At 48.4% G+C, this 13,239-nt stretch carries 13 protein-coding genes; 4 read left to right on the top strand and 9 right to left on the bottom strand.

Features of this window, described 5'->3' with window-relative positions:
* Positions 1–9: 9 nt before the first annotated feature.
* Together ppk1 and speG are read right to left on the bottom strand one after the other, a co-directional pair.
* Positions 10–2,082, bottom strand: coding sequence for a polyphosphate kinase 1 (gene ppk1, locus ACSBQN_RS07715; protein ID WP_015422771.1), 2,073 nt, complete (start codon positions 2,080–2,082; stop codon positions 10–12).
* 65 nt (positions 2,083–2,147) lie between these two features.
* Complete coding sequence (gene speG, locus ACSBQN_RS07710; protein ID WP_024473313.1) at positions 2,148–2,738, bottom strand: spermidine N1-acetyltransferase; 591 nt, start codon at positions 2,736–2,738, stop codon at positions 2,148–2,150.
* Positions 2,739–2,943: 205 nt separating this feature from the next.
* Here speG and ACSBQN_RS07705 point away from each other — a divergent pair, with 205 nt between their 5' ends.
* On the top strand, positions 2,944–3,246 hold the full coding sequence (locus ACSBQN_RS07705; protein WP_004239921.1) for a helix-hairpin-helix domain-containing protein: 303 nt from the start codon (positions 2,944–2,946) through the stop codon (positions 3,244–3,246).
* Here the strand turns inward: ACSBQN_RS07705 and ACSBQN_RS07700 are convergent, their stop codons facing one another.
* The 4 genes from ACSBQN_RS07700 to purM all read right to left on the bottom strand — a co-directional run bounded on the left by ACSBQN_RS07700 (position 3,247) and on the right by purM (position 6,901).
* Positions 3,247–3,852 carry a hypothetical protein gene (locus ACSBQN_RS07700; RefSeq protein ID WP_354633258.1) on the bottom strand — a complete coding sequence of 202 codons (606 nt, stop codon included), beginning with the start codon at positions 3,850–3,852 and terminating at the stop codon, positions 3,247–3,249.
* 3 nt (positions 3,853–3,855) lie between these two features.
* On the bottom strand, positions 3,856–4,989 hold the full coding sequence (locus ACSBQN_RS07695; RefSeq protein ID WP_024473311.1) for an AAA family ATPase: 1,134 nt from the start codon (positions 4,987–4,989) through the stop codon (positions 3,856–3,858).
* Positions 4,990–5,222: 233 nt separating this feature from the next.
* Positions 5,223–5,861: a phosphoribosylglycinamide formyltransferase gene (gene purN, locus ACSBQN_RS07690; RefSeq protein ID WP_024473310.1), complete on the bottom strand. Its 639-nt coding sequence runs from the start codon at positions 5,859–5,861 to the stop codon at positions 5,223–5,225.
* Complete coding sequence (gene purM, locus ACSBQN_RS07685) at positions 5,861–6,901, bottom strand: phosphoribosylformylglycinamidine cyclo-ligase (protein ID WP_015422770.1); 1,041 nt, start codon at positions 6,899–6,901, stop codon at positions 5,861–5,863. Before purM ends, purN begins: the two co-directional genes overlap by 1 nt.
* A 253-nt stretch (positions 6,902–7,154) precedes the next feature.
* On the opposite strand from purM, the gene upp reads away from it, so the two are divergent.
* Entirely contained in the window at positions 7,155–7,781 is a 627-nt protein-coding gene (gene upp, locus ACSBQN_RS07680) for a uracil phosphoribosyltransferase (protein WP_004235255.1), read from the top strand.
* Positions 7,782–7,850: 69 nt separating this feature from the next.
* Positions 7,851–9,140: a uracil permease gene (gene uraA, locus ACSBQN_RS07675; RefSeq protein ID WP_024473309.1), complete on the top strand. Its 1,290-nt coding sequence runs from the start codon at positions 7,851–7,853 to the stop codon at positions 9,138–9,140.
* A gap of 139 nt (positions 9,141–9,279) precedes the next feature.
* Here uraA and ACSBQN_RS07670 read toward each other — a convergent pair whose 3' ends face one another.
* Positions 9,280–10,467 carry a filamentous hemagglutinin N-terminal domain-containing protein gene (locus tag ACSBQN_RS07670; protein ID WP_214167430.1) on the bottom strand — a complete coding sequence of 396 codons (1,188 nt, stop codon included), beginning with the start codon at positions 10,465–10,467 and terminating at the stop codon, positions 9,280–9,282.
* Between the two features lie 310 nt (positions 10,468–10,777).
* Between ACSBQN_RS07670 and hda the strand changes: the two genes are divergently transcribed.
* On the top strand, positions 10,778–11,494 hold the full coding sequence (hda, locus tag ACSBQN_RS07665; protein WP_276513034.1) for a DnaA inactivator Hda: 717 nt from the start codon (positions 10,778–10,780) through the stop codon (positions 11,492–11,494).
* A 3-nt stretch (positions 11,495–11,497) separates the two neighbouring features.
* On the opposite strand, the gene ACSBQN_RS07660 is transcribed toward hda, so the two are convergent.
* Both ACSBQN_RS07660 and ACSBQN_RS07655 read right to left on the bottom strand, forming a co-directional pair.
* Positions 11,498–11,890: a hypothetical protein gene (locus ACSBQN_RS07660; RefSeq protein WP_024473306.1), complete on the bottom strand. Its 393-nt coding sequence runs from the start codon at positions 11,888–11,890 to the stop codon at positions 11,498–11,500.
* The gene (locus ACSBQN_RS07655; protein WP_354633259.1) at positions 11,883–13,214 is read right to left on the bottom strand and encodes a dual specificity protein phosphatase family protein; all 1,332 of its coding nucleotides are present in this window, start codon (positions 13,212–13,214) and stop codon (positions 11,883–11,885) included. Before ACSBQN_RS07655 ends, ACSBQN_RS07660 begins: the two co-directional genes overlap by 8 nt.
* Positions 13,215–13,239: the final 25 nt, after the last annotated feature.

The raw sequence follows: 13,239 nt of genomic DNA, 5'->3' as shown, positions 1-13,239 counted from the left end.
ACGGGCCTTTTAATTATCCGGTTGTTCCAGGGAACGAATATAGTCATAAACTGCCATCTGCGAGCGGACTTTCCGCTTGTTGCCGCGCGGCACATAATGGTTGGACATCTCTTTATCGAGATAACGCGCCTTCTCATTATCACTGAACTGAATATCCAGAATATCGAGCACCCGGCGGCGCAGCACCGGATCCAGCAGGCGAACCGCCACTTCAATCCGGTAATCGATATTACGGGTCATCCAGTCCGCAGAGGAGAGATAGACTTTTTCGTCCCCTTTGTTGGTGAACACATACACCCGGTCATGCTCCAGGAACCGGTCAACGATACTGGTCACCTGGATATTCTCACTGTACGGAACCTGTCCCGGCACCAGTGCGCACATGCCGCGCACCAGCAGACGGATTTTCACCCCGGCTTCCGAAGCGTCATACAAGCGCTCACTCAGCTGTTTATCCACCAGGTTGTTGATCTTCAGTGTAATTCCGGCTTCATAACCGGCCAGTGCATTGGCTATTTCATCATCAATCAGCTGATTCAGCATTGCCCGTGAATTCTGCGGCGACACCATCAGGTTATCAAAGGAGACCGGGCGGTACGGGTTCTCAATAAAGTTGAACACGCGCCGGACTTCATTGGTGATCTCTTCGTTGGCGGTCAGCAGCGAGTAATCCGTGTAGATACGCGCGGTTTTTTCGTTGAAGTTACCGGTGCCGATATGGGCATAACGGCGGATCACATCCCCGTCTTCCAGCCGCGAGATAATAAACAGTTTGGCGTGGATTTTCAGCCCCGGCGCGGAGAAAATAACATGCACCCCGGCAGCGGTCAGGTGTCTCGCCCAGTGAATATTGGCTTCTTCATCAAAACGTGCCTGTAATTCCACCACCACGGTGACTTTTTTACCGTTGTGTGCCGCGTGGATCATGGAATCGATAATGCGGGAGTCCTTGGCGACACGGTAGATATTCATCTTGATGGAAATCACGCTCGGGTCAAAGGAGGCCTGGCGCAGCAGTTCCAGCACATGCTCAAAGGTGTGATACGGATAATAGAGCAGTACATCCCGTTCGCGGATAGCATCAAACCCGTTGCGGTGATGATCAAACCAGACATGACGCAGACGCGGCAGCGGTTTGTTTAATAAATTCTTATTGCCTTCATTCGGGAAGCGGATGAAATCCTTGAAATTATGATAGCGACCGCCGGCAATCACGGAGTCATCATTGGTCAGGCCGAGTTTTTCACGCAGCAGCGTCACCATTTCATCCGGCATATCGCGCTGATAGACAAAGCGCACCGGCTCAGCGGTCAGACGCTGTTTCAGGGTGGAGGACATCAGCTCCAGCATCCCGGATTCCATTTCGGTGGCGAGGTCATATTCCGCATCGCGCGTCATTTTCATGGAATAGGCATTGAGGGCATCGAAATCGAAGAAGCCCTTGAAGATTTCATCCAGGCAGTAGCGCAGAATATTGTCGATAAGGATCATCGACTGGCGGCGGCGGCCGTTTTCAGTCGGCAGATTGACAAAACGCGGCACTTTATCGGACGGAATTTCCAGCAGTGCATAGCGGGTCTCACGGCCGGATTTGACAATCTCCACCACCAGATAGGTGTAATCGTCTTTGAGGAATTCGACCAAATCGGTGCTGGTCTGGATCATAATCGGCGTGATGTGCTGGCGCAGATGCTGACGGAAATACTGACGCAGCCAGATTTGCTGTTTCGGCGAAATCTGGCGTTCGTTGATCAGGAAAATCTGGTTACGCGCCATTTCCAGCAGCAGGTCGTTATACAGGGTATCAAAAGCCTGATCCTGTTTTGCCACTTTGTTTTCAATTTTACGCAGCAGATGGCGCCCGCTGGCACCGGAACCACGCTGTTCCTCATTAATCAGGATGCGGCGTTTCACATCCGCATAGCGGACTTTATAAAACTCATCCAGGTTATTTGAGTAAATGCCCAGAAAACGCATGCGCTCAATCAGCGGGTTGCGTTTATCGGCAGCCTCCTGAAGAACCCGCTCGTTGAACGACAGCCAACTGAGTTCTTTTTCCATATAGAGCCTATCTTGGGACATTGTTACTCCGGAACGGGTTACTCTGAATCAGGGTTGAACACAGCGTACAGTTTACTAAAAAATCGTTACAGGTTCTGCTTTACGCGGGCATTTTTTTCAACGTAGCTTTCCGCATCCGCAGATTTATTTTTCATGACCAGATATTCCGGCTGAAAAATACACATACGGATAGCAGTGCGGTATTCCCCGTTGACGAAAAACTCATCAATTAACTGGCCTTCGGTATGAAAACCGAGCTTTTTATAGATGTGGATCGCTTTTTCGTTTTCCACATCCACAATCAGATACAGTTTGTATAAATTGAGAACAGAAAACGCATAATCCATAGCCAGACGGGCAGCGCGGGACGCAAATCCGTGACCCTGATGTGACGGGGCGATAATAATCTGGAATTCAGCGCGGCGGTGTACATGATTGATTTCCACCAGTTCCACCAGCCCGACCTTGGTGCCGTCGCTTTCCACAATGAAGCGGCGTTCTGACTGATCGTGAATATGCTTATCGTATAAATCACTTAATTCAATAAAGGCTTCATACGGCTCCTCAAACCAATAACGCATAATGCTGGCGTTATTATCCATTTGATGAACAAAAGCTAAATCCTCACGCTCAAGCGGGCGCAGTTTTACAGGCGGAACAGCAGTACCACCGGACATAAATCACCTCGGTATTGGTTGTATTTTATCAGTCAGTGTAACACATAACAGAAACGGAATTATCCGGGGATCCGCTTTTCCGCGTCACGACGGGCACAGCCGTGTAAAATTATGGCAATTACGTGTTATTTGAGTACCGGTCACAGCAGACAGATGATAAAGTATGTGGTAGTACGCATATCATTAATAAATACCGGATATTTCCATGAACCCGACAAAAGTGTGCCGCACCCGTCTTTATACGCTTACCGACCTGCCGAATATCGGCGAGGCGATGGCGGAAGATCTGCGTCTGCTGGGGTATGAGACGCCGCAGGATATTACCGGTTCAGACCCGGTGATTATGTATGAAATGCTCTGCGCGGTAACCGGCGTCCGTCAGGATCCCTGTGTTATTGATGTGTTCTGGTCAGTCACTGATTTTCTTGCAGGACAACCGGCACAGCCGTGGTGGAATTATACCGGACAGCGCAAAGCGTATCTTAATGAGATGGCGAAACTGCGGTAGTTATGAGTCAACCTGACTGACAATACGGTTAATCGTCATCAGTGCAGTACGCAGACTGGGTGAATGCACTTTTGCTCTGTCAATATCCCAGTTTTCCTGAACAAAACGGGTCAGCAGCGTGTTGTAAGACAGCCCGACTTTTGAGGCAGCACCTTTTTTAGGCGGAATTCCTTTGCGTATATCCGCATTTTTAGACAGTTTCGCCAGACTTATAATTTTCTCTTTCGGGTCAAGTAAATCATCCGGTGATCGGCAGAGTTTATCGCCGGAAATATTCAAAAATGCACTTAATCCTTCGCGATCAGCTAAAATCCAGCTTTCGATTTCCCGTACCGGAATAATGATATCCAGGCTCCGGCTTTTGTTTTTTATTTCTTTTTCTATTGATGAACGGAATTCGTTAATATTAGTTTGTAAGTCTGAATCGAAAACAACAAGGACATTATGACGATAAGATAATTCATTGAATTTATCAATGTTCTTTTTCAGATAACCACAGCCCTTCTTCCCTAATTTAAACGGGATATCAACATCGCTGACAGAAGACAGTATTTTGACCATAACTTCTTCTGTTAAAATATCTTCTGTCGCGATCGAAATTTTCATTCATTATATCTCTGGCATTTTTCTGATATTGGCTGGTGCTGTCAGTGGTAACATAATTTCTGCGGCTGTCAGACCAGCCCGCATTGCGGCCAGTTCATCGTCATCCGGCGAACGTGCCGTTGTACCGTTTTCAGAGGGCAGAAGCAGAATAATGTCATTACCGTCTATGTTGTTGCTTAACAGCGAAACACTGTGTGTGCTGATAAGGATCTGTTTTTGGTTTCGTGCTCCTTTCAGCGTATTTTCAATCACTTCAGGGATATACCGGACAATTTCATTATTCAGGGAAAGTTCCGGTTCCTCCAGCAGGAGCAATTGTCTTTTTTCAAGAAGTGACCACATCAGGCCAATCAGTCTTAATGTGCCGTCAGAAAACTGGTCTTCTTTCTGCCATCCTGCATTAGGGCGCCAGTGGTCATAACGGGCTTCCAGGTGTGGCTGACCGGAACTGTCGCGCTCAAAACGGAGTTCTTTAAATTGCGGTACTGCAATAGATAAACCCGTCTGAATTTTTTTCAGCCACGCATCACGGGTTTTAGCATTAGTATTCGCCAGCCGGTCCAGAAATCCCTGTCCAAAGGGATCATCTTCAATTTTGGTGACACCAATTTCTTTAGCAAACTTAAGTAACTGAGGAACAATATGCAGATACGTGATAGAGGCAAAAAACTGAGCCACAGCACGAAATGGCTGGTTTGCTAAAATTTGTTCCAGGTGTGTTTGCGTCAGTTGAATTTCATCGGTTTGATCATTAGCATTCGGCCGGGACAATATGGTCTCATTGTTACGGGTGACATTTTCACTGGTAATATGAATTAATTGCTTCCCTTTACCGGATGCTTTGAATTTTAATTCATACACCCATTCATTATCATCATCAGATAAATCCAGAATAATAGCCACTTCAGTATCGTTACGCGCCTGAAGGCAACGTAGCTTAGTGATACCCCCGCGATCATTAACCGCTTTCTGTAAGCCGCCGCCATCCTTGCACAGATCACTCATAAAACGGAAAACATCAAGGAAGTTAGATTTACCCACGGCGTTAGGGCCGATGATATATACCCGGTCATTCATTTTGATATCGATATTCCGGAAATTCTTCCAGTTTTTCAGACGGACTCGGGTAATTTTCATGGTCATACCTTCAGGGTTATGTCATTCAGATAACAGCAATTATTGCAGTCTGAATTAAATTTTGTCAAACGAGAGTATTGTTACCTGTTGGTGACAACAACATAGCATTATGCAGCAGGATTATCGTGGACGGGAGATAAAATTGTGAGCGTTATTCCAGCAAAAAAAGAAATAACGGAAATAAAAGAAAATAAATATAGATAAATGACTCACATATCAGTGAGTCATTTATTTTATGAATGAAAACCATCCGGTGGCAATAACTGGTTATCCAGATATGCCTGCCCGTTTTGTAACACCAGACGCCCCTGCACAAACCAGTTAACCACCTGCGGATAGATGCGGTGTTCTTCCTGTTGTATCCGTGCGGTGAGGGTGTCTTCGGTATCATCCGGCAGAACGGCAATGCGTGCCTGTAAGATAACCGGGCCGCCGTCCAGCTCTTCCGTGACGAAATGTACAGAGGTACCGTGTTCGGCATCGCCGTTTTCCAGGGCTTTACGGTGCGTGTGCAGGCCCGGATATTTCGGCAGCAGAGACGGATGGATATTGAGCATTCTGCTGTGGTAATGGCGGACAAAGGCGGGTGTCAGAATCCGCATATATCCGGCGAGGATCAGTAAGTCCGGCTGATACTCATCAATCTGTGTCTGCAATGCGGCATCAAAATCATCCCGTGAAGATAATTCCGCCGGACTGAGTGCCAGTGCGGGAATACCGGCCTGTTGTGCGCGGAGTAGCCCGTAAGCGTCCGCTTTATTACTGAAGACCGCAACAATTTCCGCATTGAGGGTTTGTGAACTGCAGGCATCAATCAACGCCTGCAGATTACTGCCGCTGCCGGAAATCAGGACAACAAGGCGTTTTTTCATCAGCGGATGATGACCTGAGGTTCATCTTCACGGCATACCGCGATATCACCGATCAGCCATGCATTTTCACCCGCTTCTGTCAGCAGGGCGAGGGCGGCCGGCACAGACGCCGCCGGCAGTGCAATCACCATACCGACACCGCAGTTGAAGGTGCGGTACATTTCATAGTCTTCCACATTCCCGGCTTTTTGCAGCCAGTTAAAGACAGACGGCCACTGCCAGGATGAGGCATCAATCCGCGCCTGGGTACAGGCCGGTAATACACGCGGGATATTTTCCCAGAAACCGCCGCCGGTCAGGTGGGCGATGGCGTGAACATCGGTGTTTTCGATCAGTTTCAGCACAGATTTAACATAGATTTTTGTCGGTGCCAGCAGATGATCCGCCAGTGATTTGCCGTCAAGCTCTGTGGCTGCCGGGTCAGTTTTGCTGACCTCAAGGATTTTGCGGATCAAAGAATAGCCGTTGGAGTGCGGGCCGCTGGAGGCCAGCGCTATCAGCACATCACCGGCGCGGACTTTGCTGCCGTCGATGATTTCTGATTTTTCCGCCACACCGACACAGAACCCGGCCACGTCATAATCATCGCCGTGATACATGCCCGGCATCTCAGCGGTTTCACCGCCGACCAGCGCACAACCCGCCTGTTTGCAGCCTTCGGCAATACCGGTGACCACACGGGCGGCAGTATCGACATCCAGTTTGCCGGTCGCGTAATAGTCAAGGAAGAAGAGGGGCTCAGCACCGGCGACGACGAGATCGTTCACACACATGGCGACGAGGTCGATACCGATAGTGTCATGACGCGCCAGATCCATCGCCAGGCGCAGCTTGGTGCCGACGCCGTCAGTGCCGGAAACCAGCACCGGTTCTTTATATTTCTGCGGTACCGCACACAGCGCACCGAAACCACCCAGCCCGCCCATAACTTCAGGACGGCGTGTCTCTTTGACAACATGCTTAATACGGGAAACTAAGGCATTACCGGCATCAATATCAACACCGGCATCTTTGTAACTCAGGGAAGTTTTGTCAGTCACTGCGGCCCCCAACGGCGATTGCAAGTAAGTGGGTGTATCGAAAACGCGGCTATTCTAACAGGCCACGCAAACGTTTGCGAGAGGATTTATGCCGGTTTTTGTCAAAATGCGTCAGATCACACTTATTCATGTAACAAACATGAAACGCGTGATAATTGACTATAATCAACAAATCCGGGGTGGCGCTGCGAAAGAAAAGCGGTATAATCTCGCGATTTTTTTGTCCGCCAGGGCTTACACAGTAGGAGAACCCATGAAAGTCGTCGAGGTAAAACACCCGCTCGTTAAACACAAACTTGGCCTGATGCGAGATCATGATATAAGCACAAAACGCTTTCGTGAACTGGCCTCAGAAGTCGGTAGCCTGCTGACCTATGAAGCAACTTCAGACTTAGAAACTGAGAAAGTGACAATTGACGGCTGGTGTGGTCCGGTCGAAATTGAACAAATCAAGGGTAAAAAGATTACCGTTGTGCCAATCCTGCGTGCGGGTATCGGTATGATGAACGGTGTGCTGGAAAGCATCCCTAGTGCCCGTATCAGTGTTGTCGGTGTTTACCGTGATGAAGAAACACTGGAGCCGGTACCGTACTTCCAGAAATTAGCCTCTAATATTGAAGAGCGTATGGCGCTGGTGGTTGACCCGATGCTGGCAACCGGCGGTTCAATGATCGCTACCATCGATCTGCTGAAAAAAGCAGGCTGTACCGCGATTAAAATCCTTGTGCTGGTTGCAGCGCCGGAAGGTCTGAAAGCGCTGGAAAAAGCCCATCCGGATGTTGAGCTGTATACCGCATCCATCGACGATCACCTCAACGAACACGGTTACATTGTACCGGGCCTGGGTGATGCGGGCGATAAGATATTTGGTACGAAATAAGTTAATGAGCCGACTTGATAGTCGGCTTTTTTTTGGCATATCCCTGAGTAATCATTTAAGAGGTTTAAGATGACGCGCCGCGTTATTGAAGTCGATGAACGCCCACCACTGCTGGTCACCATTCCGTTAAGTTTACAGCATCTGTTTGCGATGTTCGGTGCTACTGTTCTGGTGCCGATCCTGTTTCAGGTAAACCCGGCCACGATCCTGTTATTTAACGGTATCGGGACACTGCTGTATCTGTTTATCTGTAAAGGAAAAATCCCGGCGTACCTGGGCTCCAGCTTTGCCTTTATTTCGCCGGTGCTGATTTTACTGCCGCTCGGGTATGAACTTGCTCTCGGCGGGTTTATCATCTGCGGGCTGCTGTTTATGCTGGTGGCGGGGATTGTCAAAATCGCCGGGCGCGGCTGGATCAACGTGCTGTTCCCGCCTGCGGCAATGGGTGCGATTGTGGCGGTTATCGGCCTTGAACTGGCCGGAACCGCTGCCGGTATGGCCGGGCTGAAATTCGAGAATGGCGCCACGCCGGACAGCACCACGCTGATCATCTCCCTGACCACTCTCGGGGTGACGATTCTCGGCTCTGTGGTGTTCCGCGGCTTCCTGGCGATTATCCCGATCCTTATCGGGGTGCTGACCGGTTATGCGCTGTCCTTCTTTATGGGCGCGGTGGATTTAACCCCGGTAAGTGAAGCACCGTGGTTTGCACTGCCGACATTCTACACACCGCGTTTTGAATGGTTTGCCATTCTGACCATCTTACCGGCCGCGCTGGTGGTAATTGCCGAGCATGTCGGTCACCTGGTGGTCACCGCGAATATTGTCAAACGCGACCTGATGAAAGACCCCGGTCTGCACCGTTCGATGTTTGCCAACGGTTTTTCGACTGTACTGTCAGGCTTCTTCGGTTCCACACCAAACACCACATACGGCGAAAACATCGGCGTAATGGCTATCACCAAAGTGTACAGTTCGTGGGTTATCGGCGGGGCAGCGGTACTGGCGATTCTGCTCTCCTGTGTCGGTAAACTGGCTGCCGCGATTGCTGCTGTGCCCGTACCGGTGATGGGCGGGGTATCGCTGCTGCTGTACGGGGTTATCGGTGCATCCGGTATCCGCGTGCTGATTGATTCCAAAGTGGATTACAACAAGCCGCAGAACCTGATTCTGACGGCAGTTATCCTGATTATTGGTGTCAGTGGTGCAACCATCCATATCGGCGCAGCTGAACTGAAAGGGATGGCACTGGCGACGGTTGTCGGCATTGGTCTGGCTCTGGTGTTCCGTCTGGTGAACATCATTCGTCCGGAAGAGCGGGTGGTGGATGTGAATCTGGATGAAGTGAAGAAAGATTAATAGCAGAGTATGTCCGGATAGTTTATTTCTTCCGGAGATATTCATTGTTATTATCTGAAGAAAATGATCATTATAATGAAAAAATCTGCCGCGGACAGCGGCAGATTTTTTTTTGGTATATTACAAAAATGACCCGGTTTTAGTATTGATTTGAGATGGTGCCATTATTGATTAATTTATGCTCGACCATATCATATTCATTATGGAGAGCGATATTAGTTCGCCCCCACATATCGATGTTACCATTGTTTTTAAGATCAGCTCCGCGTGAATCAATTTTTGCGAATGATCCTTTGATAATACCGTCATTAACAAAAGCAAATTTTGCCGAAACATATTCTTTTTCAGAAGTATCAAAATGATGATGAGTATCATTAAATGACATATTTAGTTTTTGAGCAGTGATATTTCCCCGATTATACATACTGGAATAAAAAGATGTTACATCAGATATTACTGAGGTAATATTACCACTATTGACAAATAATACATGTGACAGATTGGTATCATTTTTATATGATTTAATACTTCCATTATTAACTACATGGCCGGAATGAGCATCTATTTTCAGTTTATCACTTAAAATAGAGGATGATTCATCAATGTATAATAGCGAAGGTCTGCGCTCTTCGACAGTTTCTTCCGTTAAGATACCTGGTGTATGGCTATGATAATACGTACCTGTTTTGTGTGATATATATTCATTTGTTTCTGTTGTTTTGATAAAAACATCAGGTATATCAATGGTGCTGTTCTTAATAATTATCTGGTTGGCGATCAGAGATAGTTTGTTCTTTTCAGCATTTTTTTTATAATTATTATTAATGTTAGATGTATTGATTATTTCTATTTTACCATCTGAACTTTGATAGCTGAGCGGATCTTTTTTATTTACACTATCCGTAATTTTACCCGTAATGAGTGTAGTATTAGGGGCATTAGTTGTACTGCATCCATCACAGGTAATGCCATTAGGATTAGCAATAATCAAATCAGCATTATTAAATACGACTCTAATGTTTCCTGATAATACAGATTGTGAATCAGATATCACTTCATTAATGATTACATCAGCTTTGTTTTTATTATTAATGAACAACCCTTCTTTACCTACACTGAATTCATCAAAGAAATTATGGGATACGCCATTGCTATCCGGTTTTTCAATATGAAGAACGGGTTTGCCAACTCTTTCAGTCAGATGTGCCTGTATGTTTTTTTCACTTAGCTTAATTTTCTGGTCATCAGTATACCAATACTCATTGGCAGAAAAAGATGGTGATGAGATGGTAGTGGCGATTACTAATGATATTAATTTTATTTTCATAGTCATTCCTTTATCTATTGACTCCCTGTTATCAGCATACTGATATTACATGTATATAATAAACAATTGTTAAATGTGTTTTTGCAAAAAATAAACATACAATATATTCATGATAAATCATTGCTTAATATAATAATTTATAAACAGATAAGTTAAGCGATGTTTAATATATAGGTTACTTATAACCTGAGCAGATCGTGTCCGCCGTTTGCTGTTATTCAGGACATTACGGCAACTAATCTTGTCGTTTAAGTGCAAATATCTGCACGGATTGTGCTGATTATGCTAAACTGTCTGCGTTTTTTATACGTTGGCCGAGGTAATTCTGAACACGCCGTCTCAGCTCTCATTACCACTTTCTCTTCCCGATGATGAAACGTTTACCAGTTTCTATGCGGGGGCAAACGCATCTCTGGTATCTGCCATTCAGGCGGCGATCAGTCAGCCACACGGCAGTTATCTCTATTTCTGGTCCCGCGATGGCGGCGGTAAAAGTCATCTGCTGCATGCGGCCTGTGCCGAAGTATCTTCCAAAGACCGGGCGGTCGGTTATGTGCCACTCGATAAGCGCGCCTGGTTTGTGCCGGATGTGCTGGAAGGCATGGAGCATCTGTCGCTGGTCTGTATTGATAATGTGCAGTGTATTGCGGGGGATGAAGAGTGGGAAATGGCGCTGTTTAATCTCTATAACCGCATTCTGGAGACCGGCAAGACCCGTCTGCTGATCACCGGGGACAGACCGCCGCGTCAGATCCCGCTGCAGTTACCGGATCTCGCTTCCCGCCTTGACTGGGGGCAGATTTACAAACTTCATCCGCTCAGTGATGACGAAAAAATTCAGGCACTGCAACTGCGGGCAAAACTGCGCGGGTTTGAGCTGCCGGAAGATGTCGGGCGCTTTATCTTAAAACGCCTCGACCGTCAGATGCGCACACTGTTTGACATGCTCGACAGGCTTGATCATGCATCGATTGTTGCCCAGCGCAAACTGACCATTCCGTTTGTTAAAGATATCCTGCGGCTGTGACCGTCAGTTAAGCAGGGCAATCACCGTTACTCCCCACTGGAGCACCATGCAGAGAGCGCCCTGCTGAAACAGCCGTTTTGTGCCTCGCCAGCGCTGTGAGAAGTGGGTGTGCTGTGCTCTGCCCGGAAACAGCGTCGTCAGGGATTCATCAAAAATATCGGTATCGGACGATTGTGCCAGGCGGCGGAACAGATGGTGATCCAGCCACAACCGGAAGATAAAGTACATGGCACACAGAAAGAACAGGATCCCCGCCGCCATCGGATATTCACCGGAAAATCCTGATATATAAAGCAAAAACTGCGTCAGAAAGGCCATCACCGATAAGGCGGCCAGAAAACGCCAGCCCGCCGTGAAAATCACCATAATCTGTTCATCATGAGGTCTGTTATTCATCGTTTTTTCCGTAACGGGCTGCCCAGCGGGTCAGGGCGGCAATTGTCTGTTCCCGCAGAACAATCTGCGGCCGGGCCTGTCTGACGGCCGCCAGCGCCTGCTCCACATTGTCTGCCAGCCCGGCACGTATCAGCCAGGCGACCACGACGGTCGTACTGCGGGTGTAACCCAGTTTACAGTGTACATAAACCTGACCGGATTGCGCCAGGCGGCTGAGATTGTTCACCGCCGTTTCAATCTGCATCTCTGTCAGCGGAAACAGATCCAGCTGCGGCTGGCAGTGATAAGCCAGCCCGGCGGTATAGCGGTTGCGGGGAAATTCCCCTGTCATATCCAGTACAGCGGAGGCCGTCAGTGGTGCCGCAGGGTAACCGCCCAGCGCGATATGCTTATTGACCACACTGGTGTGACGGCACCGCTTTGCATACCAGTAATAGCTGATTTGCGCCGCAATCCGGTATGGCAGCAGCAGGAGTGCGGCAGAGGGTGAAATGCGCCCGGCGCTGTCTTTCTGAAACACGGATGCGCCGGCACCGAGATAACCCGCTGTGATACATAAAAATGCCAGCCCCGGCCACAGCAGCCACCAGCCCTGACCACCCATCACGACAGCCGCTGTTATCAGCACCAGCGAAATAACGGCGTACCGTCCGGCCAGCTGATAGCCGCGGCGGATACGGTGCGGGGCCCACTGCCAGCGTGTACTTACCGGCAGCAGATAGCTTATCACCACACCGGTGGCGGCACCGGTGATCACATCAATAAAATGGTGCTGCCAGGTTGTCAGTACAGAAATTAAGATCAGAATTGACCACAGGTGCAGAAACCAGTGCCATTTCTGCGGTGTGTGCGCCCGGAAGCGCAGCCACAGCAACCACAGCAGAATGATATGCAGAGAAGGGGCCTGATTAAACGGCAGATCAAACATCTCCAGCTGGTCAAACATCCAGCCTGCGGTACCGCCTGTCTGCGGACGGGGAAAACTGAATTTCAGCGGAAAGAGCAGGAACCCGGCACAGGCTGCCAGTGACGCAACTGCCAGCCGAAGCCCGTGAATACACTGTTCGCGCAGAGAGGTGCAGATAAACAGGGATAAACCGTAGAAGAGATCGATGCTCCAGTACGGAATAATTGTCCACGGCAGAAACGGAATATGTGTTTCCCAGTTGAACGCAAAGGAAGGGACTGACGGCAGCGAAGCGGTATAGGTATTGACCTGTCCGTAAGTCAGAAAAAAGAAAGGTGCCAGAAACAGCAGCCAGAGCAGGGCAAATCCCCACCGTTTACGGCGGGAAGCAGGCAGCGGCAGTGCGGCATCAGACATAATTTTTCATTCCCTGTAAAACAGA

This window comes from Morganella sp. B601, assembly GCF_051172335.1.
Classification (GTDB): Bacteria; Pseudomonadota; Gammaproteobacteria; order Enterobacterales; family Enterobacteriaceae; genus Morganella; species Morganella morganii.
The sequence above is the reverse complement of the archived record's forward strand: the minus strand, read 5'-3'. Positions and strand labels throughout refer to the sequence as shown.

What these genes read in the sequence shown, in the direction of transcription:
- ppk1 (WP_015422771.1), bottom strand. Translation starts at nt 2,082, where the DNA reads ATGTCCCAAGATAGGCTCTATATGGAAAAAGAACTCAGTTGGCTGTCG.
- speG (WP_024473313.1), bottom strand. Translation starts at nt 2,738, where the DNA reads ATGTCCGGTGGTACTGCTGTTCCGCCTGTAAAACTGCGCCCGCTTGAG.
- ACSBQN_RS07705 (WP_004239921.1), top strand. Translation starts at nt 2,944, where the DNA reads ATGAACCCGACAAAAGTGTGCCGCACCCGTCTTTATACGCTTACCGAC.
- ACSBQN_RS07700 (WP_354633258.1), bottom strand. Translation starts at nt 3,852, where the DNA reads ATGAAAATTTCGATCGCGACAGAAGATATTTTAACAGAAGAAGTTATG.
- ACSBQN_RS07695 (WP_024473311.1), bottom strand. Translation starts at nt 4,989, where the DNA reads ATGAAAATTACCCGAGTCCGTCTGAAAAACTGGAAGAATTTCCGGAAT.
- purN (WP_024473310.1), bottom strand. Translation starts at nt 5,861, where the DNA reads ATGAAAAAACGCCTTGTTGTCCTGATTTCCGGCAGCGGCAGTAATCTG.
- upp (WP_004235255.1), top strand. Translation starts at nt 7,155, where the DNA reads ATGAAAGTCGTCGAGGTAAAACACCCGCTCGTTAAACACAAACTTGGC.
- uraA (WP_024473309.1), top strand. Translation starts at nt 7,851, where the DNA reads ATGACGCGCCGCGTTATTGAAGTCGATGAACGCCCACCACTGCTGGTC.
- ACSBQN_RS07670 (WP_214167430.1), bottom strand. Translation starts at nt 10,467, where the DNA reads ATGAAAATAAAATTAATATCATTAGTAATCGCCACTACCATCTCATCA.
- ACSBQN_RS07660 (WP_024473306.1), bottom strand. Translation starts at nt 11,890, where the DNA reads ATGAATAACAGACCTCATGATGAACAGATTATGGTGATTTTCACGGCG.
- ACSBQN_RS07655 (WP_354633259.1), bottom strand. Translation starts at nt 13,214, where the DNA reads ATGTCTGATGCCGCACTGCCGCTGCCTGCTTCCCGCCGTAAACGGTGG.